At 42.3% G+C, this 25,625-nt stretch carries 23 protein-coding genes and 3 riboswitches; of the genes, 18 read left to right on the top strand and 5 right to left on the bottom strand.

Translation table 11 applies throughout. The annotated features are described in order from the left end of the window. Positions 1-56 precede the first annotated feature (56 nt). From NYE63_RS26555 to NYE63_RS26540, 4 genes are all read left to right on the top strand, one after another. Positions 57-1,571, top strand: a complete 1,515-nt coding sequence (locus NYE63_RS26555) for a spore germination protein (RefSeq protein WP_342603409.1) — start codon at positions 57-59, stop codon at positions 1,569-1,571. Positions 1,572-1,594: 23 nt separating this feature from the next. Continuing rightward, on the top strand, positions 1,595-2,695 hold the full coding sequence (locus NYE63_RS26550; protein WP_342603408.1) for a GerAB/ArcD/ProY family transporter: 1,101 nt from the start codon (positions 1,595-1,597) through the stop codon (positions 2,693-2,695). Then, complete coding sequence (locus NYE63_RS26545; protein WP_342603407.1) at positions 2,692-3,774, top strand: Ger(x)C family spore germination protein; 1,083 nt, start codon at positions 2,692-2,694, stop codon at positions 3,772-3,774. Before NYE63_RS26550 ends, NYE63_RS26545 begins: the two co-directional genes overlap by 4 nt. An 85-nt stretch (positions 3,775-3,859) precedes the next feature. Then, on the top strand, positions 3,860-5,539 hold the full coding sequence (locus NYE63_RS26540) for an alpha-glucosidase (protein ID WP_342603406.1): 1,680 nt from the start codon (positions 3,860-3,862) through the stop codon (positions 5,537-5,539). A gap of 50 nt (positions 5,540-5,589) precedes the next feature. Here the strand turns inward: NYE63_RS26540 and NYE63_RS26535 are convergent, their stop codons facing one another. Together NYE63_RS26535 and NYE63_RS26530 are read right to left on the bottom strand one after the other, a co-directional pair. Beyond that, positions 5,590-7,041, bottom strand: coding sequence for an amino acid permease (locus tag NYE63_RS26535; RefSeq protein WP_063234007.1), 1,452 nt, complete (start codon positions 7,039-7,041; stop codon positions 5,590-5,592). Positions 7,042-7,137: 96 nt separating this feature from the next. Then, positions 7,138-7,321: riboswitch (Lysine riboswitch) on the bottom strand. A 255-nt stretch (positions 7,322-7,576) separates the two neighbouring features. Then, a complete protein-coding gene (locus NYE63_RS26530) occupies positions 7,577-8,539 on the bottom strand; it encodes a LacI family DNA-binding transcriptional regulator (RefSeq protein WP_342603405.1) in 963 nt (320 codons plus the stop codon). A gap of 698 nt (positions 8,540-9,237) precedes the next feature. On the opposite strand from NYE63_RS26530, the gene NYE63_RS26525 reads away from it, so the two are divergent. The 5 genes from NYE63_RS26525 to NYE63_RS26505 all read left to right on the top strand — a co-directional run bounded on the left by NYE63_RS26525 (position 9,238) and on the right by NYE63_RS26505 (position 14,061). Then, on the top strand, positions 9,238-10,161 hold the full coding sequence (locus NYE63_RS26525) for a zinc ABC transporter substrate-binding protein (RefSeq protein WP_342603404.1): 924 nt from the start codon (positions 9,238-9,240) through the stop codon (positions 10,159-10,161). A 12-nt stretch (positions 10,162-10,173) separates the two neighbouring features. After that, the gene (locus NYE63_RS26520) at positions 10,174-10,929 is read left to right on the top strand and encodes a metal ABC transporter ATP-binding protein (RefSeq protein ID WP_342603403.1); all 756 of its coding nucleotides are present in this window, start codon (positions 10,174-10,176) and stop codon (positions 10,927-10,929) included. Between the two features lie 10 nt (positions 10,930-10,939). Beyond that, positions 10,940-11,863 carry a metal ABC transporter permease gene (locus tag NYE63_RS26515; protein WP_342603402.1) on the top strand — a complete coding sequence of 308 codons (924 nt, stop codon included), beginning with the start codon at positions 10,940-10,942 and terminating at the stop codon, positions 11,861-11,863. Beyond that, positions 11,860-12,741 (top strand): metal ABC transporter permease, encoded by an 882-nt coding sequence (locus NYE63_RS26510; protein ID WP_342603401.1) that lies wholly within the window; start codon positions 11,860-11,862, stop codon positions 12,739-12,741. Before NYE63_RS26515 ends, NYE63_RS26510 begins: the two co-directional genes overlap by 4 nt. A gap of 147 nt (positions 12,742-12,888) precedes the next feature. Then, complete coding sequence (locus NYE63_RS26505; RefSeq protein ID WP_342603400.1) at positions 12,889-14,061, top strand: FtsW/RodA/SpoVE family cell cycle protein; 1,173 nt, start codon at positions 12,889-12,891, stop codon at positions 14,059-14,061. Between the two features lie 82 nt (positions 14,062-14,143). Here the strand turns inward: NYE63_RS26505 and NYE63_RS26500 are convergent, their stop codons facing one another. Then, positions 14,144-14,479 carry a spore coat protein gene (locus tag NYE63_RS26500; protein ID WP_342603399.1) on the bottom strand — a complete coding sequence of 112 codons (336 nt, stop codon included), beginning with the start codon at positions 14,477-14,479 and terminating at the stop codon, positions 14,144-14,146. Between the two features lie 13 nt (positions 14,480-14,492). Next, entirely contained in the window at positions 14,493-14,771 is a 279-nt protein-coding gene (locus NYE63_RS26495) for a hypothetical protein (RefSeq protein ID WP_342603398.1), read from the bottom strand. A 149-nt stretch (positions 14,772-14,920) separates the two neighbouring features. Here NYE63_RS26495 and NYE63_RS26490 point away from each other — a divergent pair, with 149 nt between their 5' ends. After that, a complete protein-coding gene (locus tag NYE63_RS26490) occupies positions 14,921-15,838 on the top strand; it encodes a proline dehydrogenase (protein WP_342603397.1) in 918 nt (305 codons plus the stop codon). Positions 15,839-15,887: 49 nt separating this feature from the next. On the opposite strand, the gene NYE63_RS26485 is transcribed toward NYE63_RS26490, so the two are convergent. After that, positions 15,888-16,022 (bottom strand): YuzL family protein, encoded by a 135-nt coding sequence (locus NYE63_RS26485; RefSeq protein WP_072273724.1) that lies wholly within the window; start codon positions 16,020-16,022, stop codon positions 15,888-15,890. A gap of 209 nt (positions 16,023-16,231) precedes the next feature. On the opposite strand from NYE63_RS26485, the gene NYE63_RS26480 reads away from it, so the two are divergent. The 8 genes from NYE63_RS26480 to NYE63_RS26445 all read left to right on the top strand — a co-directional run bounded on the left by NYE63_RS26480 (position 16,232) and on the right by NYE63_RS26445 (position 25,284). After that, positions 16,232-18,616, top strand: a complete 2,385-nt coding sequence (locus tag NYE63_RS26480) for a 3-hydroxyacyl-CoA dehydrogenase NAD-binding domain-containing protein (RefSeq protein ID WP_342603396.1) — start codon at positions 16,232-16,234, stop codon at positions 18,614-18,616. A gap of 71 nt (positions 18,617-18,687) precedes the next feature. After that, a complete protein-coding gene (locus tag NYE63_RS26475) occupies positions 18,688-19,866 on the top strand; it encodes an acetyl-CoA C-acetyltransferase (protein WP_342603395.1) in 1,179 nt (392 codons plus the stop codon). 69 nt (positions 19,867-19,935) lie between these two features. Beyond that, positions 19,936-21,723: an acyl-CoA dehydrogenase family protein gene (locus tag NYE63_RS26470; RefSeq protein ID WP_342603394.1), complete on the top strand. Its 1,788-nt coding sequence runs from the start codon at positions 19,936-19,938 to the stop codon at positions 21,721-21,723. 293 nt (positions 21,724-22,016) lie between these two features. Beyond that, positions 22,017-22,373, top strand: coding sequence for an arsenate reductase family protein (locus NYE63_RS26465; RefSeq protein ID WP_063234020.1), 357 nt, complete (start codon positions 22,017-22,019; stop codon positions 22,371-22,373). Positions 22,374-22,468: 95 nt separating this feature from the next. Beyond that, on the top strand, positions 22,469-22,852 hold the full coding sequence (gcvH, locus tag NYE63_RS26460) for a glycine cleavage system protein GcvH (protein WP_034310122.1): 384 nt from the start codon (positions 22,469-22,471) through the stop codon (positions 22,850-22,852). A gap of 93 nt (positions 22,853-22,945) precedes the next feature. After that, positions 22,946-23,311 carry a toprim domain-containing protein gene (locus tag NYE63_RS26455; protein WP_048688210.1) on the top strand — a complete coding sequence of 122 codons (366 nt, stop codon included), beginning with the start codon at positions 22,946-22,948 and terminating at the stop codon, positions 23,309-23,311. Positions 23,312-23,314: 3 nt separating this feature from the next. Further along, entirely contained in the window at positions 23,315-23,623 is a 309-nt protein-coding gene (locus NYE63_RS26450; RefSeq protein WP_342605876.1) for a thioredoxin family protein, read from the top strand. 145 nt (positions 23,624-23,768) lie between these two features. Beyond that, a riboswitch (SAM riboswitch) is annotated at positions 23,769-23,874 on the top strand. Positions 23,875-23,973: 99 nt separating this feature from the next. Continuing rightward, complete coding sequence (locus tag NYE63_RS26445) at positions 23,974-25,284, top strand: O-acetylhomoserine aminocarboxypropyltransferase/cysteine synthase family protein (protein WP_342603393.1); 1,311 nt, start codon at positions 23,974-23,976, stop codon at positions 25,282-25,284. A gap of 118 nt (positions 25,285-25,402) precedes the next feature. Continuing rightward, positions 25,403-25,515: riboswitch (SAM riboswitch) on the top strand. Positions 25,516-25,625 lie beyond the last annotated feature (110 nt).

The following is a 25,625-nucleotide window of genomic DNA, read 5'->3' as shown; positions in this document are numbered from 1 at the left end:
GTGGTTACAATAAACGAGTGAACTAAAAACTATGAAAAGACAATGGGGGTGGAATGGTGAGGTTTTTTAAGGGCAGAAGGGAAATGGATGCAGCATCCTTTCAGGTTACTTCCGAGGATTTCCAGGAACTCCTTAAAAAGTTTAAAGCATCTAATGATTTTCTTACCTTCCGATTCCCGGATGATGATGGCTATACCATCTCCTACTTCAATTCACTGGTTAGTGCACAACAGCTCCATGAACAAGTACTGGCTGTCATTTCGAATCAACCTAAGCAGGGGCAGGATTTAAAGCAATTAAAAAGTGATATTCCGATGGAAGATATGAAATTGACGACAGATATAAAAGACATTCAAAGGTTGGTATTGGCCGGATCGGTCATGATTCAATACAAGAAAGATGATAAAATGTGTTTGCTTATTCCATGTGTTCACAGTGTGAAAAGGCAAATTTCCACACCCGAGTCGGAGTATACTGTCGTTGGGTCCAAAGAGGCCTTTGTAGAATCGCTTGATTCGAATTTGAATCTGATCCGTAACCGGCTGCCCATTCCTGAATTGCAGTCCAAGGAATTTCGGGTCGGGAGCATCTCGCAAACAAGGTTAGCGGTACTCTACATAGATGGGATAGTAAATCAACAGATCATTAAGACAGTCATGCAGAGAATAGAAGATATAGAATATGATACGATCGTCGATATTTCGTTTGTAAGCCAGATGATCACGGATAATCGGAATTCGATGTTTCCGCAACTGATTGATACGGAGCGGCCTGATCATCTGGCCAGTGTATTATCGGAAGGGAAAATAGGGATCATGCTGGATGGATCTCCTCATGCATTAGTTGGTCCTAATACCATCATTTCGTTCTTTTCGTCATTTGAAGATTATTTTCAAATTTGGAATCTCGGTACTTCATTCCGTTTGATTCGGCTTTTTGCAGTGCTGTTTTCCGTTTTGTCATCACCTCTGTATGTTGCCGTTTTAACGTATCATTATCAAGTGATTCCAACGGATTTGCTGCCCATCTTAATATCATCCAGGGGCGTGATTCCTTTTCCGCCGATATTGGAAGCGATCGTGCTGGAAGGGACAATCGAATTGCTGAGGGAAGCAGCGGTCAGGCTGCCAGCTAAGGTTGGTTCCACCATCGGCATTGTTGGAGGTATAGTCATCGGTACAGCCGCTGTGGAAGCGGGATTTGTCAGTAATGTCTTGTTGATGCTTGTAGCTTTGGCTGCCTTGGCTTCTTTTACGGTGCCGATTTACCAAATCAGTAATACGATTCGCCTTATCCGCTTCCCATTTCTAATTGCAGCCCAGTTATACGGACTATTTGGAATAGCTTTATGCAGTGCATTCATTTTAAGTCATTTATTGAAATTGACTTCGCTTGGCAGTCCATATTTAGACCCTCTTTATCCGTTAAGAATTCATGACTTTAAAGATAGTCTGATTCGCCTCCCTTTTTCAAAGCAGAAAAAACGCCCGCAATTTCTGCGGACGGAAAATCCGCTAAGGTTAAGGAAGGAGGCGGAAACTCCAACCCCCCCTAGCGATATTGATGAATAAGGCGTAGAAAGCGGTGAGAAGGTATGGAACTAAAACCAAATGAAACTAAACAAATATCTCCATTTTTTGTTTTTTTCCTCATGCCCGGCATGCAGATCGGAGTAGGGATATTGGGGTTTGAACGGGTCATAGCCAAAGAGGCTGGTCAAGACGCATGGATAGCGGTCCTTATATCAGGGTTAATCATAAATGTTCTGCTTTGGATGTGTTTCAAGTTATTAGGCAGGGGCCCCCAAACTCTTGATTTGATCGCCATCCACAAAGATTTGTTTGGAAAATGGATAGGAAATGCTTTCAATATTTTATTCATCCTCTACTTTATAATGATCTCCATCATTCTTATCAGGACTTATTTAGAAGTCATTCAGGTTTGGATGTTCCCTGGTGTCAATGTCCTGATGTTATTATCCATTATTCTTATTCTCGTGTATAGTTTTGTGGGCGGAGGGTTCAGGGTCATTACTGGTTTTTGCATAATCGGGCTTATTATCGGATCACCACTATTCCTTTTGAATTATTTCCCATTGAAGTACGCTCACTTTGAAAATTTGGGTCCCTTTCTTGATCATTCCTTTTTGGAAATCATGAAGGCCAGTAAGAAAATGACCCTGAATTACCTTGGTTTTGAATTACTCCTGATTTATTACCCATTCATTAAAAACCGTGAAAAATCTCAAAAGTGGGCCCACTTAGGGGCGTTATTTACTATGTCGATATATATGGTATCGATTATTGTTTCATTAGCCTACTATCACCAAGATCAGCTGAAAGATGTAATTTGGGCCACTTTGACCTTATGGAAAATTGTAGACCTTCCATTCATTGAAAGGTTCGAATACATAGGTATTTCCGTTTGGCTGTTCATGGTGCTGCCGAATGTTTGCATAGGGGTTTGGGCAGCAAGCAGAACAGTGAAAAGAGTATTTGGATTTAGACAGAAAAGGATGGTAGTTTTCATTCTGCTTATCATCTTAATATCCTGCATTTTTTTGGATAATCGCTATAGAATCGATAAGTTTAACACAATCAGTTCGCAAATAGGTTTTTATATCATTTATTTGTATCTTCCTCTCTTATTCATATGGCAGTCGATCGTCTATAAAGTTAGGGGGCATAAATCATGAAGATCAAACTCCTCTTGATTACATTAGCTTGTTTCTTGATGACGGCGTGCGGTGTGGAAAAGCAAATATTGGAAGATGTTTTAATTGCTGAAGTTGTAGGTTATGATGATGCCGGAGACAAACAAATCAAAGGTACGGTCGCTGTCAGCGTTCCTCAGCCTGGTGAGGAAGCAGATCTGGGTAATGAAGTATATGAAGCGATCTCACATGATATAAAGGCAGCCCGCCAGCAGGAAAATGCAAAAACACCATTCCCGATTGTTGGCGGGAGACTGACAGTCATTCTCTATGGTGCAGAATTGGCAGGTATGGGGTTGAATGATTATGTCGATACATATAGGCGTGACCCGATGGTGGGAAGGGATTTGTACTTAGCGGTCGTTAATGGCAAAGCGGAGGATGTAGTTAAAATGGAGCCGAAGTTGATCAAAACTCCAGGGGTTCAAGTGAAAGAGCTGATCGAACAGAATATTAGGACTAATTTGCCTGATGTAGATTTGCACAGGTATTTATATGCGTGTCATGGTAAAGGAATCGATCCGGTCTTGCCGTTATTGGAAACGGCAGGAGATCAAATTCGGGTAAAAGGGATTGCCTTGTTTAAAAAGGATCGTTATATCGGTAAATATATCCCTTATGAGGACGGATTTTTATTTAAAGTCCTTAGTGAAAACTTTAAGCTGGGGAGTTATGAAATTAAATGGAAGGAAAATGACTTTACAGATATCAATAATGTGGAGTCACGTGTCCATTATCATATTTCGAATGCCAATCAAGACCCCAAGGTCAGGATTGAAGTGAAATTAAAGGCGAGTCTGCTAGAGGTCCAAGGCTATGACTTGGGCAAAGCCTTGGACCTGAATAAAATAGAGGCCAGGGCAGAGCGTGTCATTGGTGAAAAATTAAATGAGATGGTAATTATGTTTCAGGAGAACAATATAGATCCGATTGCACTCGGTGATCATGCAAAAAGTAAAACAAGAAATTTCGATCAAAAACATTGGGAGAAGGCATATCCCCATATTCCAATCGAGGTGGATCTGGATATTGAAATGATTCAAACGGGAATAGCTGAATAAAAGTAGAATATTCTGAAGTTTCCCCCTTTATAATAGGGGTATTGGTGTAATGATTATATCAATGCGGCTAAAGAGGGGGAAAGGCATGGACAAAGCATGGTGGAAAGAAGCAGTTGTGTATCAAGTGTATCCAAGGAGTTTTATGGATAGTGATGGAGATGGGATAGGGGATATAAACGGGATCTTTATGAAGCTCGATTATTTACAAGAGCTGGGAGTGAACGTGATATGGCTATCCCCGGTTTATCAATCTCCCAATGATGATAATGGGTACGATATCAGTGATTATAAATCAATCATGACTGAATTCGGGACCATGGCAGATTTCGATAGGTTGTTGAAGGCGGTTCATGAACGTGGTATGAAGATCATGATGGACCTGGTGGTCAACCATTCCTCAGATGAACATCCGTGGTTCAAGGAATCCCGATCCTCAAAAGATAATCCGAAACGTGATTATTATATTTGGAAACCTGGCAGGAATGGGAAAGAACCAAATAATTGGGAGTCCATTTTTAAAGGTTCAGCATGGGAACATGATGAAGGAACCGATGAATATTATTTACATTTATTCAGCAGGAAACAACCGGATTTAAACTGGGAGAACCCTAAGCTCCGTGAAGAAATCTACAGCATCATGACTTGGTGGCTGGATAAGGGTGTCGATGGCTTCCGGATGGATGTCATTAACTTCCTTTCAAAAGATCAAAGCTATTCAGATGGAGCCGTTCATCATGAAAAGCTGTATGGTGATGGAAGCCCCTTTTTCCTGAATGGACCGCGCATACATGAGTTTTTACAGGAAATCAATCAACGGGCACTTTCCGGATATGACGTGATTACGGTTGGGGAGATGCCAGGCGTCACACCGGAGGAAGCGCAATTGTTCACAGGTAAAGATCGTGGTGAGCTACATATGGTCTTTCAATTCGAACATATGGATTTGGGGTGCGGACCGGAAGGGAAATGGAGTAACGATAAATGGAAGCTAACCGATTTAAAGCGAATTCTCTCCAAGTGGCAGACTGGTTTGGAGAGGGATGGCTGGAACAGTTTATACTGGAACAACCATGATCAGCCCCGGGTTGTCTCAAGGTTTGGTAACGATGGAAAGTATCGCATTGAAAGCGCAAAGATGCTTGCCGCTTGTCTTCATATGCTTCGAGGGACACCTTATATATATCAAGGGGAAGAGCTGGGCATGACCAATGTTGCATTTGAAAGCATTGATGAATACCGGGATATCGAAACATTGAATTCATATGACGAACTCGTCAATACACATGGCTGGTCAAAAGAGCGGATGATGTCAGCCATCCACGCCCGCAGCAGGGATAATGCGAGGACACCGATTCAGTGGAATGACTCCCGGAACGCAGGATTCACGAAAGGGACTCCTTGGATTAAGGTTAATCCAAATTTCCCCGAGATTAATGCAGAAATAGCCTACAATGATCCGAATTCCATTTTTCATTTTTATAAAAAGCTTATCCAATTACGCAAGGAACATGAAATCGTCGTTTATGGCCGTTTTGAACTGCTTTGGCCAGAAGATGAACGAATATTTGCCTATACGAGATCGTTTGAAGAAGAAAAGCTGTTGGTACTATGCAACTTTAAAGAAGAGCAGGCCTCCTTTACTTTGCCTGAGGAGCTGCATGCTTATTCTGCCACAAGGCTGATCGGCAATTATGATCAGGAGGAAGAAGGAATCTCCAGCAAACCCCTGCGTCCATATGAATGCCGTGTTTATCATTTGAAATGAAAAAAAGGACCTGTTCTTCTCCGATTAGAGAAGAACAGGTCCTTTGCGTATTATTTTGATTTAAGGTCACATTCCTCAAGGGGAATGATTTTCGTTTTATGCTTAATTTTATAGCCGAACCATAGGACGAAAAATAGAATCAAGCCAATGTAGGAAACAAACATTGAATTCCAGTCGATCCCATCGCTGCTAAAAGCTTGGTACCCCTGTCCGATGATAATGATTATACAAAGGACAAGTGCGAATATAGGCCCGAATGGGAAGCCTTTTGCCCGGTATGGTAAAGCATTCATATCGAGGCCTTGAGCTGCGTAGGCTTTGCGGAAACGATAATGGGCAATCGCAATCCCGACCCAGGTGACGAACCCCGCCATGCCTGAAGCGTTCAATAACCAAATATAAACGACGCCATCCCCGAAAAACGAAGCTAAGAATGCAACGCAGCCAACTAAAGAAGTCACGATAAGTGCATTTACGGGTACTCCTCTTTTATCTAACTTGCCAAGGAATTTCGGTGCTTTCCCATCCCGTGCCAAGTCCCATAGCATACGGGTTGAAGCGTACATGCCAGAGTTACCGGCAGAGAGTACGGATGATAAAATGATCGCGTTCATGATGGATGCAGCAAATGCAAGGCCAGCACGTTCAAATACAAGCGTGAATGGACTTACGGCAACATCTTGACTCAATAAACGTGAATCCGTAAACGGAATGATCATTCCAATAACGAAAATTGCAAGAATATAGAACAAGAGGATGCGCCAGAAAACGGATCTGATCGCTTTTGGGATGTTTTTTTCTGGATCTTCACTTTCACCAGCAGTCACTCCAAGCAATTCCGTTCCTTGGAATGAAAAGCCGGCAGCCATGAATACGCCTAGAATCGTGAAGAACCCTCCGTTAAAGGGACCTTCGCCCATTGTGAAATTGGAAAAACCAATTGGGTCATTCCCACCCATGATTCCGAGAATGATCAGAACACCCGTGATCAAGAAAATGACGACTGTCACGACTTTGATCATGGCAAACCAGAATTCTGTTTCCCCGAAACCTTTAACTGACATGTAATTGATAAGAAACATAGTGATTAACGCAATTGCACTCCAGATAAATGAAGGGCTATCCGGGAACCAGAACTTCATAATTAAGACAACGGCTGCCAATTCGGCGGCAATGGTGATTGCCCAGTTATACCAGTAGTTCCAACCAATCGCAAAACCGAAAGACGGATCGACGAATTTGGATGCATAGACACGGAACGAACCGGCCACTGGCATGAACGCTGCCATTTCTGCAAGACTTGTCATTAAGTAATAAACCATGATGCCGATGATCGCGTATGCCACCAAGGCACCGCCGGGACCGGCTGAATGAATGGCACCGCCACTTGCTAAAAATAAACCTGTTCCAATCGTTCCACCTAATGAAATCATCATTAAATGACGCGCTTTCAGGCTCCTTTTCAGTTCAGTAGGGCTTGATGCTGATTGTGAATTTGACAATTGATGTTACACTCCTTTTTATTGGAAGGGAACGAAAAATAAAAAAACAGCAGTCGAAAAAGATCGACGGCTGTTTATAATAAACCCGTTTATCCTTCCGAAGATAGCTCCCCACGCTTTTGAAAAAACGTGACAGTGGTGTTCCTGTTCGGTAACACCGCCAGCAAGAATATACATGGAATATACCCTAACTTCGGCAACTTATCCTTTCAAACGGAGTCTATAATTTTCCAGAATCTCGTCCGTTTTACTTTTATAAGATGCAGCCTCTAACTCATCGGTAAATGAGGAAGTATTCAATTTTCTAAAATCGTTGCGCCAGCTTGTAAGTGACGTCGGACGATTGTACTCATGAAATTCATGCAATCGCTAATAGATTGCTAGCAACTGAGTAAACTTTACTATATCAAAATTATAAAATAACTTCTAGGATATCGCAATGATTATTTTGTGTGGTTATTTTTTCCTAGTTATTGAATGATGGCAGTAAGGAAGAATTCAAATGTCGATATACTAAAATAAAGGATCCTGATAACTAGACGGTCCTCCTTTTAATTAGGGAGTATTCCAGTTTTACATGTTTGACCACTTCAGGATTCTCAAATAAGTCCACTGCCATTTTCCCGATCCATTCCAGCGGTAAGGAAATGGTCGTGATGTCGAGCATTTCACTAAGGCTATCATTATTGAAGCCGAGAATGGCCACATCTTCCGGTACCCTTATACCCGATTTTTTAGCGGTAAGAATGAAGCCTGCCGCCGTGTCATCATTCGTGATGATTATGGCTTCAGGTTTATCTGACATTGAATTCCATTCCTGAAACAATTGTTCACCGTCTTTGATGTGGTAACTGCCTTCAAACAGCCATTCTTTATTGTTTATCAGTTGATGTTTACTCATGATATCGTTAAAGGCCTTTGTACGATGAGAACTATTTCTGCTCTTTTTACGGCCAAGGCTGTATCCAATTTTCTTATATCCTTTAGTAATCACGTACTCAAGGGCACAGGAGAAAGCTGCATAATGATCAATGCTGATGGATGAGAATTCAGCCTGGGCTGTATCTTCACATAAGATGATCGGTCCGTATTTTTGATAATCCAAAAAGACTTTCATTTCCGAAATCCTTGAACAAACGATAATGCCATCGAGCTGCTTCATTTGCAGCATATTCAAAGCCTGGATTTCTTTCTCTCTGTCATAATTTGTTTGAAAGATGACGATATGACAGCCAATTGCATTTGCCTGTTTAGTGATTCCGTTGACGATTGCCCCGTAATATGGATGATTGTTGAAGGGGATGATGATGCCGATAAGATTAGTTTTGCCTTTTGAAAGATGAATGGCGTTGATGTTTCTCGAATAATTCAAACGATCGATGGCTTCTAAAACGCTCTTTCTTTTATCGGGGCTTACATAAGGATGATCATTCAATACACGAGACACTGTTGAGACAGATACACCAGCGCATTGAGCAATTTCTTTAATATTTGTCATGGTATCACCGTTTTTTCTTTTTTTATATTGTACAGTATGAAACCCATTTCAGGGCAAGAGAACCGAATGAGGCTGTTGAAGATTTCTTCAAATAAGGTCTTGTTCTGGTATGGGTTTCATCCTTTAAGATTGGTTTAAATCTTAGAGGAGGAGGGGATCATGATGTTCCAAACTTTAATCACCCTGTTTGTGCTTTGCGGAATCGAATTGGGATTTGCGTACTTGGCAATTTCCTTAAAACAGGAAAAGTGAGTGGCAATGCATTTGGAATGCTGAATGCCTGTAAAGAATTCCACGGCATTACTCGTGAAATCCGCATGTTTACTCGTGAATTTCACGTCTTCCCGCCATAAACATTAAAAAAGCTCCCCAAGTTTATATTCACCATTAAAACTCCACAATATAAATATAACTTCATCGTTACGTTTCATGTACGGGAAGAAGTACTCTCCCTAGAAATGACTGACTGTCTGGAAGCTCCCTAGTAGAGATTCCAGACATTTTTTGCTGTGTGTAAAAGTCATTGGCCTTTTGAAATGTTTGAAAAAATAGTTGCACTTTTTTTATATAGTTGTGTATAGTATAAAATAAGTTGTGTAGAGGAAACTTTTTAGCATTTACGACAATGTAAAAAAATTTACATTTAGTTTTGCACATGGCAAACTATTTTAGAGAGATGAAAAAGGGAGGGAATATGGATGGGTTTTCTAAAATCTATTGGGGGCGTGCTTGCTGCATTGCTGATTTTAACAGGGTGCGGCAATGATACGGCCGAAAAGGATAACGGCAATGGCAAGTTGGACGTCGTTACAACGACGGGAATGATTGGGGATTTGGTTGAGAATATCGGCGGTAAACATGTCGAGGTTACCAGTTTAATGGGTCCGGGAGTCGACCCCCATCTATATAAAGCGACACAGGGTGATGTGGAGACACTGGATTCGGCTGATATGATTTTTTATAACGGTGTGCATCTTGAAGGGAAAATGACGGATATATTCGAAATGATGAGCAAGGATAAACCGACGATTGCCGTAACGGAGGACTTCAAGGAGAACCAGCTACGCAAAGTGAGTGCTACGGAACATGATCCCCACGTATGGTTTGATGTAAAGCTTTGGATCGTAGCGGCGGACACAGTTAAGAAAGAGTTGATTGCCAATGATCCGGACCATGAAGCGGAGTTTCGTGAAAATTATGAAGAGTACGTTCTGCAATTGGAGGAACTTGATAAATATGTTCAAGATGAAATTAATAAAATTCCAGAAGATCAACGGGTGCTCGTTACAGCACATGATGCTTTTGGATACTACGGTCAGTCATATGGCCTGGACGTAAGGGGTCTCCAAGGAATCAATACATTATCGGAATATGGATCAAAAGATGTTACTGATATGCGGAATTATCTTGTGGAGAACAAAATAAAAGCGATTTTCATTGAGTCAAGCGTACCAAGGAAGGCTATCGAGGCTGTCATTCAAGGTGCAGGGAAGCAGGGACACAAAGTTGAAATCGGCGGTGAATTGTTCTCGGATGCAATGGGTGAAAAAGGGACGGAAGAAGGAACGTATATCGGGATGGTCCGTCATAATACTGACACCATCGTTCATGCTTTGAAATAAGGGGGAGAAACTATGAATCAAGCAGCTTTGAAGGTCGAGAATTTAACGATTGCATATCATAAGAAGCCGGTTGTCGAGGATGTCTCATTTGAGGTGCCGGAAGGGAATTTAATCGGTATCATAGGCCCCAATGGAGCAGGGAAGTCCACTTTGATAAAGGGAATACTCGAATTGATCCCAAAAATTTCGGGGCAAATCACAATAAAGGGTTCGACTTATAAATCGATGAGGAAGAGTATCGGCTATGTACCACAGCGTGAGTCAGTGGATTGGGATTTTCCAACCAACGCACTCGATGTCGTGATGATGGGCAGATATGGTCATCTCGGATGGCTGAAGCGACCAGGGAAGTCCGAGAGGCAGAAGGGGATGGAGTGCCTAGATAAGGTGGGAATGGCTGAATACGCTAACCGCCAGATCAGCCAGCTATCAGGTGGACAGCAGCAACGGATATTCCTGGCCCGTGCATTGGCACAGGAAGCGGATATTTACTTTATGGATGAACCGTTCGTAGGGGTGGATGCGGCAACGGAGAAAGCAATCATACAATTGCTGATGGAATTGAAGGAAAAAGGCAAAACCGTTCTGGTTGTGCATCATGACCTATCCACCGTGAAGGAATATTTCGACTGGACGATGTTATTGAATAAAAAGGTGATGAAAATAGGTCCGACAGAAGAAGTGTTCATTCCCGAATACTTACAGGCAACATATGGAGGCCGCCTAGCAATACTATCAGACACTAAGGCCGGCCTTTTATTAAAATGAGGTGTACACGATGAACATACTGGATATTATTACTGATCCAAATACAAGGTGGATATTGCTTGGCACGATGTTCCTTGGATTAAGCAGCGGGGTCATCGGCAGCTTTGCCTACCTCAGAAAGCAGTCTTTGCTTGGCGACACGCTCGCACATGCAGCGTTACCCGGTATCTGTGTCGCCTTTATGTTAACTGGAGTGAAATCCACTTCCTACTTTCTAATAGGTGCTGCCCTGGCAGGCTTAGTGGCTGTTTTCTTGATCAGTGTGCTTACGAGATATAGTAAGATCAAACAGGATGCGGCCTTGGGAATCGTCTTATCCTCTTTCTTTGGCTTCGGAATTGTCATGCTTACTCAGATCCAGCAGAGCGAGTATGGAAACCAGAGTGGATTGGATACCTTTTTATTCGGACAGACGGCGTCAATGGTCATGTCCGATGTATATATGATGATGACGGTTTCCTTTGTTCTCATTTTCACTTGTACCGTATTTTTTAAAGAATTCAAATTACTGTCCTTTGACCCTGGGTTTGCTAAGGGCATGGGATTGCCGGTTGTTTTTCTGGATTATTTCATCATGATGCTGATCGTGGCAGCTGTAGTGATCGGTATCCAGGCTGTAGGCGTCGTATTGATGGCATCGTTACTGATAACTCCTGCGGTTTCTGCGAGGTATTGGACGGAGCGGCTGCATATCATGGTCATCCTGTCTGGTGTATTCGGAATGTTGAGCGGTGTGTCTGGAACGTTGATCAGTACATCGGTCAATGATTTGCCAACAGGACCGTTAATTGTTTTATCCGCGACGGTATGGTTTTTCTTTTCCATGCTTTTTGCACCTAAACGCGGAGTGCTTTCATCTATATGGAGAAGGGTATCGACGAAAAAGAAATATTCTCTCGAACAGGATAGAAGGAAAGGGAGCCACTCAACATGAATGATTTTTGGATTATCTTAGTCGGAGCATTAGTGGCGGGTTCTTGCAGTGTATTAGGATGCTTTTTGATAGTCAGGAAAATGACGTTGATTGGTGATGCCATCAGTCATTCCGTTTTGCCGGGAATCGTATTGGCATTTTTAATAACGGGGACCCGTGATTCGGTTCCAATGCTGATCGGGGCTGCTGCGCTCGGCTTGCTTACCGTATTCTTGATCCAGCTTTTCCAATCGTCGGGCGTTCAAGCTGACGCAGCGATCGGGATTGTATTCACTTCCCTTTTTGCAACGGGGATCGTACTTGTGAGCTTGTATACGCAACAAATAGATTTTGATCTGGAACATGTCCTTTATGGCGAAATAGCCTATACTCCCTGGAACACGATGACAATCGCGGGAATCGAAGCTGGACCAAAAGCTGTTTGGATAGTTGGCAGTTGTTTTATCCTGAACCTCATACTGATCTTCCTTTTCTTCAAACAGTTTAAACTCGTGTCATTTGATCCATCACTTGCGGCTGCAATGGGAATTCCTGTACTGTTCTTTCATTACTTATTGATGAGCCTCATTTCACTGACAACTGTAGCTTCTTTTGATAGTGTAGGTTCCATTTTAGTAGTTGGAATGCTCATCATACCTGCGGCAACGGCTTATCTGCTGTCAGACCGTTTAAGCCGTATGATATTGGTCAGTATCGGGGTCGGGGTGCTAAGTTCCGTCATCGGCTATTATTCAGCCACCATTTTGGATGCTTCGATATCAGGTTGCATGGTGGGTTCGGCAGCCATATTATTCGGATTGGCCTTTCTCTTTTCCCCAAGCCATGGATTGGTCAGCAGATTGCTGAAACGGAGAAAATCAAAGGAATCACAAGCATAGCTCCCCCTGCCTACAGGCTTCATGGAAATAACTCCATGAAGCCTGTAAACTATTCTTCTATATAGTTGTGATTTTATTTGTTTAAAGTATAATGAATAAGTGTATTTATAGAAGTATCGCAGGAGCCTTTTTAAGGGAGAGTTAAGTATGGAAGAACAAAATAAATTTTCATCACGGATAGATTTTTCTTTGGTCACAATATTGCTGTTATTATGCGTTGGAAGTTGCTTAGCAATCTATAGTGCCCAAACGACTGGACAGTACGCTGAAAACTTCTTAATTAAACAAATTTTTTGGTATATAGTGGGAATCGGAATCGTATTAGGGTTCATCACCCTGGATTCGGATCAGTTGAAAAAGATATCTTGGTATGCCTATGGCTTCGGATTATTTTTGCTTTTTTTGCTGATCATTATGCCAAGTAACATCGTACCTAATATAAATGGTGCAAGAAGCTGGTTCGTCATTCCAGGAATCGGTTCGATTCAGCCATCGGAATTCATGAAGGTTTTCCTGATTTTGGCTTTAGCAAATGTCATCTCAAACCATCATCTCAAAAACACGCTGAAAACAATTCAAACGGATATATGGCTGCTTATTAAAATCGGTCTTGTGACCGGTGCCCCCTTATTGTTAATCATGCAACAGCCAGATTTGGGTACCTCGCTTGTCATCATGTCAATCATGCTCGGAATGATTTTCATTTCAGGGGTAACATGGAAGATCCTGCTGCCGATCGTTTCAGGAGGAATTGTCGTCGCTTCAACGGTCCTATACTTTGTCCTTTGGAAGCCGGAGATCTTAGAAAAATACCTAGGGGTAAAATCCTATCAATTCGGCCGTATCTATTCTTGGCTGGATCCATATAATTATGCCAGCTCCGAAGGGTATCACTTAACCAAGTCTTTACTGGCCATCGGCTCCGGCCAGACTACAGGCAAGGGAATCGGTTCGAGGGAAGTATATTTGCCTGAGAGTCATTCGGATTTCATTTTCAGCATCATCGGTGAAGAATTCGGCTTCATCGGTTCAAGCATCATAATTTCTTTGTTTTTCCTATTGATTTACCACATAACAAAAACGGGAATGGACACGAAAAATAACTTCTATACATATATCTGTGTTGGCGTTATAAGCATGTTGACGTTTCACGTTTTTCAAAACATCGGTATGACTGTAGGCCTTTTGCCGATTACGGGGATTCCGCTTCCATTTGTCAGTTATGGAGGAAGCTCGCTAATGGGGAACATGATGGCCATGGGCTTAATATTCAGCATTCGGTATCACTATAAGAAGTATATGTTTTCAACGGATATCTAAAAATAAAGCCGGCCCGCCATGGGCCGGCTTTATTTTTAGCAAAAAAACAAAAGGAGCAGAATCCACCCCCTTGAATGTTTACTTATTGAATGTTCGTTCCAGCTGGAAATTGATTTTTATAACCGGAAAATTGTTGATACGATTGGCTTAAGCTGGTAGCTTGCGCCTTTTCTAAACTATACCAGCCTTTTTCGAACATAAGGTTATAGAGTTCTCGCTGCATCTCCTGATTTTCTTTGGAAATGGAGAAAATGTCTTGGAATAGTGCTTGGTTACTCATTTCGTGCAGGGCAACGGAAAGGGAGTTACAAAAGTATTTTTCAGTTGTTAGCATATCATTTATGAAATCCCTGTCATTCATTTGCGGTGTCTTTGCCACGGGAGATTCTGGATTTTGGACTTTGTTTTCATTGGGCATCAAGAACCCTCCTTTACTGGAATTGTTGTTGACTTTGAATTTGATCCGGGTTCAAATGTTTCAAAATGGTATCGTAATGGCGTTGATGCATGAGACCGCACCGATTTAATGCATCAATGATTTGCGGGTCCTTGCATTGTGTGGCAAAAAAATGTGCCTTTTTAACCGCATTCAGATTCCATGCAAGCATATCGGTTAAGTATAAGCTATCCTTCACCGAAACCATTTCCGGCGGCTGCTTCATAAAGCCGGTGGACTGCTGTTGGCTGTTAAACGAATTTTGCTGTTCCATCATTCTACCTCCTTAAGTGTTCTTTAAACGAACTTAATTTTCCCTTCATGAATTTTTTTTATTCTTGATTCTAAATATCTGAAAAATGAATTAAATGGTAAAATAATCTTGTGCATCTATTTTCCAAAATGATTTGGAGGGGAATGCAGATGGAAAGAATATTGAAAAATCTATTCCTTTTTTTATCAAAGAACAAAGGCATGACAAAAGCAGCGAAAAAATACGGGCTGCGGTTTGGAGCATCTCGTTTCGTCGCAGGAGATTCCTTGGATATGGCATGTGAAGTGATTGCAGATCTTAACCGGAAAGGGCTTGCTGTCACCATTGATTATTTAGGTGAATTCATTGAAGATGAACAAGAAGCAAGGAAGATGGCAGATGAGTGCATCGAAGCGGTCCGCATGATTGGCAGAAATGAACTGGATTCACAGTTATCCCTGAAGCTGACATCGATGGGCTTGGATGTGTCCGAACGAGTCGTAATGAATAACATGCGGAGGATCTTAGATGAAGCTAAAGCCCATTGTGTTTTCGTGACGCTTGATATGGAAGATTTTCCGCGCTGTCAGCCAACTTTGGATGTATTCAAAAACCTAAAGTCTGAATATAATGAATTGGGGACTGTTATCCAAGCTTATCTGTATCGAACTGAGAAGGATATTGAGGAGCTGGATGCATACCATCCGAATCTAAGACTTGTTAAAGGGGCTTATAAAGAACCAAGGGAAGTGGCTTTTCCCGAGAAAGAATATGTGGATGAGAATTTTAAGAAAATCATCAAGAAGCATATGCAAAATGGCAATTACACTGCCGTTGCCACACATGATGATAAAATCATTGATTATACGAGGGACTTGGTCAAAGATCACGGAATTCCCCGGGATCGCTTTGAATTTCAAATGTTATACGGCATCCGTAATGAAAAGCAGCTTGAACTTGCAAAAGAAGGATATAAGGTAAGGGTGTATGTTCCTTATGGTACGGATTGGTATGGATATTTCATGCGCCGCCTTGCGGAGAGACCGGCCAATATTGCTTTCGTTTTAAAAGGCCTTTTCAAGAAATAGAAAGCGAGAGCCGCCCCGGAAAAGGAACGGCTGCTCAAATTAAGAAGGATTATCTTTTGAACTGATTGTTCTGGCTGTTCACTTTATTGATTCCATGTTGACGTTCAGCGCCAGGGCCGGCATTGCCTTTAACGCTTGCTGCGCTTACGGCTGCTTTAGAAGGATTATCTTTACGCTTCATTATATAAGTCACCTCCTGCCAGGTTATTTTTTACTGAAAGGAGGAGAAATAACCAAAAGAACTCGGAGAAAAAAATATTTTTTTTCCTGTTTAAATCATTGCGGAATTTCCAAATATATTCTATATTAGTAATAAGAAAAAATATTCAAAATTTTTTTGAATTAAAAATGAATGAGCATTCATTCAATAAATTGTGTAAGGGGGATATGAACTTGGTTCGACAAATACGAAAGGCTGCTGTTCTAGGGTCAGGAGTTATGGGATCAGGGATTGCTGCACACCTTGCTAACATCGGCATTCCGACTTTATTATTGGATATTGTACCTCGTGAGCTCACTGAGGATGAAAAGAAAAAGGGACTGACATTAGATAATAAACAAGTGCGTAACCGCATCAGTCAAACTGCGATTACGAAACTTTTAAAACAGAAACCAGCTCCGCTTTCTGCTAAGGGAAACATTGCGTTGATCGAGGCGGGAAACCTGGAAGATGATATAAGTCGTTTAAAGGATGTCGATTGGATCATCGAAGTGGTCGTTGAGAAACTTGAGGTTAAGCAAAGCGTGTTTGCCCAGGTTGATCAGCATCGTAAACCAGGAAGCATCGTTTCATCGAATACATCTGGAATTTCAATCGAAGCGATGGCAGAAGGCCGTTCGGAGGACTTTCAAAAGCACTTCCTGGGAACACACTTCTTCAATCCGCCGCGTTATCTTAAATTGTTGGAGATCATCCCTACTAAAGCAACTTCACCAGAAGTGCTCGAATACATGAAACGATTCGGCGAAGATGTACTGGGAAAAGGTGTCGTCGAAGCCAAGGATACCCCTAACTTCATCGCAAACCGTATTGGAACCTATGGTTTATTGGTCACTCTGCGGGAAATGCAAAAAGGCGGATACAGTGTTGGTGAGGTCGATTCGGTTACAGGTCCGTTGATTGGAAGGGCAACTAGCGCAACTTTCCGGACACTTGATGTAGTTGGATTGGATACCTTTGCACATGTTGCCAGAAACGTATATGACCAGGTGGATGGAGAAGAAAAAGACGTTTTCAAAATACCTGATTTCATGAATGAAATGCTTAAGAATGGGTGGCTTGGAAGCAAGTCAGGTCAAGGGTTTTTCTTGAAAAAAGGCAAGGAAATCCTTGAACTGAATCCCGAAACCCTTGAATATGAAGCACGAAAAAGATTAAAAACGCCTGCCATCGAAATGGCTAAACAGGCCAAGGGCTTGGAAAATAAAATGAAAGCGCTTGTTTATAGCGAAGACCGTGCCGGCCAATTACTTTGGAATGTTCTGAATCCGGCGCTTGTGTATTCTGCCCAGCTGCTTGGGGACATTGCGGATGACATCGTGGCGATCGATCAAGCGATGAAATGGGGATTCGGATGGTCCACAGGTCCTTATGAAACTTGGGATGCGATAGGTGTAGAAAAATCGGTAGCCCGAATGGAAGCTGAAGGCATCACCGTTCCGCAATGGGTGAAGGATATGCTCGCTAAAGGCATCACTTCTTTCTATAAAGAAGAAAATGGCATAGTTCACTATTATGATAATGGTGAATATAAAGAACTTGTCGAAAATCCTAAAGTGATCAATCTTAAAGCGATCAAGAAACAAAAAGGAGTAATCAAGAAAAACAGTGGTGCAAGCTTGGTGGATATCGGCGATGGAGTGGCTCTTCTTGAATTCACTTCACCGAATAATGCAATCGGTCTGGATATCATACAAATGATCAATGCTGCGGTCGACGAAGCGGAAGCGAATTTCAAAGGCCTGGTCATCGGAAACCAAGGAAAGAATTTCTGTGTAGGCGCTAATATTGCAATGATGCTGATGGAAGCACAGGATGACAATATTTATGAACTTGATATGGTCATCAGCCAATTCCAAAAGGCGATGCTTAAAATCAAGTACAGTGCAGTTCCTGTAGTGGTTGCCCCGTTTAATATGACACTTGGCGGGGGGGCTGAAGTATCCCTTCCGGCTGCGCGCATCCAGGCAACGACTGAAACGTATATGGGACTAGTGGAAGCTGGTGTAGGCTTGATCCCAGGCGGCGGCGGGACTAAAGAACTTTATGTAAAGACGTTGAGGAATATGCCGAAGGGCGTCGACTTCGACTTACAGAAAGTGGCCAACCAAGTATTCGAAACGGTCGCCATGGCAAAAGTTTCGACCTCCGCCGAGGAAGCGAGAAGAAATAATTTCCTTAATTCAGCTGATGGAATAAGCGTGAATGCGGATCATCAGCTATATGATGCGAAACAGGCGGTACTTTCCATGCATGAACAAGGTTATACCGCTCCAGCCCGCACAAAGATCCCTGTCGTAGGTGAAACGGGATATGCCGCACTTCTATTGGGAGCGGAATCCATGCGCCTTTCAGGATTCTTATCAGATCATGACCTTGTCATAGCCAAAGAGCTTGCATACGTCCTTGCAGGGGGAAAACTCCCATTTGGCACGGAAGTAGATGAACAGTATATCTTGAACTTAGAAAAACAAGCATTCCTAAAATTGATTTCGACTCCGAAATCTCAGGCAAGGATGCAGCACATGCTTGTTAAAGGGAAACCACTCCGTAATTGATGAATAGATGAAGATAAGCGAAAACGAAGATTAATAGATCGATAGCTTAAAAATGAGTAAGGGGGATCCTCATGAAAGAAGCGGTAATAGTAGCCGGAGCAAGGACTCCGGTAGGAAGAGCGAAAAAAGGTTCTCTTGCTAGTGTACGTCCTGATGATTTAGGGGCTCTTGTTGTAAAGGAAACGTTAAAGCGTGCTGGGAATTATGAAGGCACCATAGATGACCTGATTATCGGTTGTGCAATGCCTGAAGCGGAGCAAGGATTGAACATGGCGCGTAACATTGGAGCGTTGGCAGGATTGCCTTATACCGTACCGGCCATAACGATTAATCGTTACTGTTCAAGCGGGCTGCAAAGTATCGCTTATGGGGCGGAAAGGATCATGCTAGGCCAAAGTGATACAGTCATTGCAGGCGGAGCGGAATCCATGAGCCTTTTGCCAATGATGGGCCATGTAACACGTCCGAACGCGAGACTTGCTGAAACGGCACCGGAATATTATATGGGTATGGGTCACACTGCCGAAGCCGTTGCAAAAAAATACGGCATTTCCCGTGACGATCAAGATGCATTTTCTGTTAGAAGTCATCAAAAGGCGGCTAAGGCCATTGCAGAAGGAAAGTTTTCGGATGAGATCGTACCGGTTGACGTAAAGCTTCGTTCAGTGGGTCCAGATCTTAAGTTACAGGAAAAATCATTTACTTTTACACAAGATGAGGGCGTCCGTCCAGGCACGACTGCTGAAGTGCTAAAAAAACTAAGACCCGCATTCTCTGTTACAGGATCCGTAACAGCAGGGAATTCATCACAAACGAGTGATGGTGCAGCCGCGGTCATGGTCATGGATGGGGAAAAGGCCTCTTCATTAGGGTTGAAACCGATGGGTAAGTTCCGTTCCTTTGCTGTAGCAGGGGTACCGCCTGAAATTATGGGCATCGGACCGATTGCGGCCATTCCAAAAGCTTTGAAGCTAGCGGGCCTTGAGTTATCCGATATTGGTTTATTTGAATTGAATGAAGCATTTGCTTCCCAATCCATTCAAATCATTCGTGAGCTCGGATTGAATGAAGAGATTGTCAATGTGAATGGTGGAGCCATTGCCTTAGGCCATCCACTAGGATGTTCAGGAGCAAAATTGACATTAAGCCTGCTTCATGAAATGAAGCGCAGAAACCAACAGTTCGGAGTCGTGACAATGTGTATCGGCGGCGGAATGGGTGCTGCTGGAGTATTTGAATTATTGGCGTAATCCCACCCCTCCCGGAAGCTGTCATGCTTCCGGCGGGTTTACTATCTTAAATACTTAGGAGGAAATAACATGTCCAATCAAACTACAGATAACCTCATTAAAGGCGGAGCCTTTTTAGTAGAAGATATTACGTATGATAAAGTGTTTACACCGGAAGATTATTCTGATGAGCATAAAATGATTGCCAAAACTGCCGAGGATTTCGTAGTGAATGAAATTCTGCCGCAGGTTGAACATTTGGAAAACCATGAATTTGACCGTTCCGTTAAATTACTGAAGCATGCAGGTGAAATCGGTTTACTTGGTGCTGACGTTCCTGAGGAATACAGCGGATTGGGTCTTGATAAAATCAGTTCGGCATTGATTACGGAAAAAATGGCACTTGCAGGCGGCTTCGGAATTACGCATGGTGCACATGTAGGTATCGGATCTTTGCCGATCGTATTATTCGGGAATGAAGAACAAAAGAAAAAATACCTCCCATTACTTGCAACGGGTGAGAAGATTGCTGCGTATGCCTTAACGGAACCAAGCTCAGGTTCCGATGCCTTGGGAGCAAAAACGACAGCGAAATTGAATGCAGAGGGAACACACTATATTTTAAATGGTGAAAAACAATGGATTACAAATGCAGGCTTTGCAGATGTTTTCTGTGTATACGCCAAAATCGACGGCGAACAATTCTCCGCCTTCATTGTTGAGCGTGAGTATAAAGGCGTATCAACTGGTGCTGAAGAGAAGAAAATGGGGATCAAAAGCTCCTCTACTCGGACTTTAATCCTCGAAGATGTACATGTCCCAGTCGGAAATCTTTTGGGTGTAGCAGGAAAAGGGCATGTCATCGCTTTCAATATCCTGAATATCGGCCGTTATAAATTAGGCGTCGGTGCTGTCGGCGGATCTAAACGTGCCCTTGAGATTACAGCTGCTTATACGAATCAACGTCAACAGTTTAAAACGAAAATTTCCGATTTTAACTTGACGAAAGAAAAACTTGCAACAATGGCATCTAAAATTTATGCAGCAGAAAGCTCTGTATACCGTACCGTTGGCCTTTATGATCAAAGACAAAGCAAATTGACGGATGAGCAAGTGAAAGATGGGAAATCAATGGCGGCTGCAATCGCTGAATATGCCATTGAGTGTTCATTGAATAAATTCTTCGCTTCCGAAGTATTGGATTATGTTACGGACGAAGGCGTACAGCTTCATGGCGGCTATGGTTTCATGCAGGAGTATGAAATTGAAAAAGCATATCGTGATTCCCGTATTAACCGGATCTTTGAAGGAACAAATGAAATCAATCGATTGCTTGTCCCGGGAACTTTCCTGAAGAAAGCACTTAAAGGGGAATTGCCGCTTCTTCAAAAGGCTCAAGGCCTGCAAGAGGAATTAATGATGATGATGCCGGAAGAACCTGGCGATGAGCCATTGGCACAAGAAAAAATGCTTGTTAGAAACGCTAAGAAAATCGGTATTTTGGCAGCTGGCCTTGCTGCGCAGAAATACGGCAAAAATCTTGATCAAGAACAGGAAATCCTCTCCAACATTGCTGATATCGCATCCCTTGCCTATGCAGCGGAATCCGTGGTATTGCGTACGGAAAAAGCAATTGCAGCTACAGGTCTGGAGAAGAACAAACAAAAAGTGCTTTACACAGAAATCTTCGTTCAGGAAGCTTTCAATGAAATAGAGCAGCATGCAAAGGAAACGTTAATTGCGGTGGAAACAGGCGATACTCTTCGCATCATGCTATCGTCGCTCCGCAAGCTGACAAGACACAATCCAATCAATGTCATTGCGAAAAAACGTGAAGCTTCCGTCAAGGTAATCCAAGCGGAAAAATATGCTCTTTAAGCATTGAATCAGAATCTTTAAAGGGAATGTCCGTAAAGGCATTCCCTTCAGTTTGTAGACAAAAGGGGTTCTATCTAAATTCTAAAAACAAAGTAGATTGGAACAGGTGTGCGAGACGCCTGCGGGAAAAGCGCGTCCAGGGTAGACCGCCCGCGGAAAGCGAGTGTCTGGAGGCTACGTTTCAAATAGTACAACCCCTTTATTTCCTTTAATGAAATCGCATTGGAAATTCAAAAGACATTTCGTTGTATTGCGTGCTGAAAACGGGTATTCTATTGATAGGTGGTGAAATGATGGGCTTAACATTATATTGGTACCCAAAATGCGGCACATGCCGTAATGCGAAGAAGTGGCTGGATAATCATGAACTGCAGTATGAAGCGATCCATATAGCGGAAAATCCGCCTTCGCGAACTGAAATAGAACAACTATATAAAATCAGTAATTTGGAATTGAAGAAGTTTTTCAATACTAGCGGTCAAAAATATCGGGAGCTGGGCTTAAAGGATAAGCTGAAAGAAGCTTCTGAAGCAGAGATGCTTGATATATTGTCCACAGATGGAATGCTTCTGAAAAGGCCGATTGTTACGGATGGCACCAAAGTGACGGTAGGTTTCAAAGAAGAGCAATTCGAACAGGTTTGGAACTGAAATTTCACAAAATATTTGGTTAATTCCTTACTTAAATAAACAATCTACCTTATAATGGAATAGATAAAATAAGCTGTACATATGGAGGGTTAATAATGACAACAACACCAAAAGAACTTCGTTACACTAAAGAACATGAATGGGTCAAAACGGAAGATGGAACAGTGCGCATTGGAATTACAGCTTTCGCACAATCCGAGCTTGGGGACATCGTATTCGTTGAGCTTCCGGAAATCGGCGATGAATTGAAAGCGAACGAACCATTTGGAAGTGTTGAGTCCGTTAAGACCGTTTCTGAGCTTTATGCTCCTATCAGTGGCAAGGTTGTAGAAGTAAACGAGGATTTAAGTGACAACCCTGAATATGTAAATGAGTCTCCTTATGAAAAGGCATGGATGGTCGTGCTTGAACCATCTAATAGCAGTGATATTGAAAACCTGATGAGTGCTGAAGAATATGAGAGTTTAATCAACGGTTAAAAAAGAAGGAGAGGGGGGACTGAAAAGGCCTGCTCTCTTTTTCATTTTGTACAGTGGCAGTTGCGCACATAATTCGTGAGATGGAGTGATGACATGGAGTGGGGCGAATTCGATAAAGTGATCATTGTAGAAGGCAGTTCCGATAGAAGAAAAGTTGCCTCCGTTTTAAATGAAGATGTGGAAATAAGATGTACGAATGGGACCATATCATTAACTAAGCTGGATGAATTAGTGGATGAATTGATGGACCGTGATGTTTATCTCCTTTTTGACGCAGATGAATCAGGAGAAAAGCTGCGGAAGCAATTCCGAAGGGAAATGCCGGAAGCGAACCACCTGTATATTAATAAAATGTACAAAGAAGTGGAAAGCTCACCCGAACATCATATCGCAACTGTGCTTCTATCTGCCAATATGAATGTGAAAATGAAATTTTTAAGTCAAAGGGTGAACGACTAATTGATGCAGGAATGGAAAGAAGAAGAGTGTAAGCTTGCTGTTGAAAATGGGGAAACCTTTTGCTTATATTTATATACGCCTTTATGCGGCACCTGTCAGGTTGCCTCCAAGATGCTGACGATATCCTTGGAGCTATTCCCGGAAATGAAGTCAGGCAAAATGAATATGAACTATGTCCAAGGAATTGCCGAATCATTTGAAATCGAAAGTGTTCCTTGTTTATTGCTTTTCAAAGAGGGACAGCTGCACAAAAAAATATATGCCTTTCAATCCGTTCCCTATTTGTACGGATTGCTTAAGGAAATCAGCTAAGAAACCAATCAGAACCATGGTTGGTTTCTTTGTTGCGGACATTTGAATGCGAGATTGAAATTAAACAAAGAATATTCTAACAATTCATTGACTGATTTATTCTAAAATGCTATATTTTGAATAAAGTAACGGCAGAATTTAATAGTTCTTATCAAGAGTGGCGGAGGGACTGGCCCGACGAAGCCCGGCAACCGGTATATATTTATATACGGTGCTAATTCCAGCAGAGTGTTGGCTCTGGTAGATGAGGTGTGTTCTTGAAACCTCTTCTTATTGAAGTGGTTTTTTTGTTTATAAAAGGCCAGATTTCATATAATTCCAACTAAATCCATAGAAAAAGGTGAAATCATATGTCAGAGAAAAAGTTGCGTTTCGAAACATTGAGTGTTCATGGCGGTCTGCAAGCTGATGAAACAGGTGCCCGTGCAGTTCCTATTTACCAAAGCAATGCATACTTGTTCAAAGACACCGACCATGCAGCGAATTTATTTGGCCTAAAGGAGAATGGCTATATATATACACGACTCCATAATCCCACGGTCAGCGTTTTTGAGGAAAGAATGGCCTTATTGGAAGGCGGTATCGGCGGATTGGCAACATCAAGCGGAATGGCTGCCATCTCACTTTCAATCCTGAATATTGCCGCTGCAGGGGATGAGATTGTTTCAGCCTCTACATTATATGGCGGTACGTATAACCTTTTTGAAAACACACTTCCTAAATATGGAATCAAAGTGAAGTTCGTTTCTCCCGATGACCCTGAAAATTTCAAAAGGGCGATTACGCCAAGAACTAAAGCCATTTTTGCTGAAACGATCGGAAATCCAAGTTTGAGGGTGCTCGATATTGAAGCGGTAGCGGAAATCGCCCATGATGCAGGCATACCTTTAATCATTGATAATACCTTCGCGACACCATATCTATGCAGACCAATTGATTTTGGAGCGGATATTGTCATCCATTCCGCTACAAAATGGCTTCTGGGAAATGGAACGACGCTGGGCGGTGTCATCGTGGATGGAGGGAAGTTCGATTGGAACTCGCCAAACTACCCTGGCTTTACGGAGCCTGATCCAAGTTACGACGGTCTGGTATACGCCGAGGCAGTTGGACCTGCTGCATTCATAACGAAAGCCCGAGTCCAGTTACTTCGTGATTTAGGCCCTGCGCTAAGCGCCCAAAGTGCATTCCAGTTTACGCTTGGGCTTGAAACGCTGCATGTAAGGATGAAAGAGCATCTATCAAACACCAAGTCTGTCATTAACTATTTAAAAAACCATCCTGCCGTGACTTGGGTTTCACATCCTGGTGATGAGGATCATCCGGATAAAGCCCTTGCGGATAAATATTTGCCAAAGGGAGCTGGATCAGTCGTTACATTTGGGATACAAGGTAATCGCGAAGCTGGGGCAAAACTTATCAATTCGGTAGAATTATGGTCCCATGTAGCGAATGTTGGGGATGCGAAGAGCTTGATCATCCACCCAGCCAGTACGACCCATCAACAATTGAATGAGGCGGGGCTTGCGAAAGCGGGTGTGCGTGCTGATCAAGTCCGTTTATCTATTGGGATTGAAAATGTAGACGATTTAATAGAAGATTTGGAGCAGGCTATTGAAAAAGCGACGAATATCGTCTCCTTGTCCTCCAAAACGGTTTAAGCAAAGTTCCTGTTCATTCTTGTACTAGAAATAATATACATTGCGCTCCTTTTTTATCTATGATAAAATTTCACCATACTAAAGAACTTAATGATGTACAAAATATTCTATATATTAGCTCTTATCAAGAGAGGTGGAGGGATGTGCCCGATGAAACCCGGCAACCGACAAGGAGATTTCCTTGGAAAGGTGCCAATTCACACAAAGTTTAATCACTTTGGAAGATGAGAGGAAGGCCTGTTTCTTCACCTGCCTTTCTGCTCATGCAGAAAGGTTTTTTCTATTTTAATTGGGGAAAACTTTTGTATGAACAGAAAAAATGGTAGGTGAAACAAATTAAT

Source organism: Peribacillus sp. FSL E2-0159, from assembly GCF_038643155.1.
In the GTDB taxonomy this organism is placed as follows: domain Bacteria; phylum Bacillota; class Bacilli; order Bacillales; family DSM-1321; genus Peribacillus; species Peribacillus simplex.
This window is presented reverse-complemented; position numbering and strand designations above follow the sequence as displayed.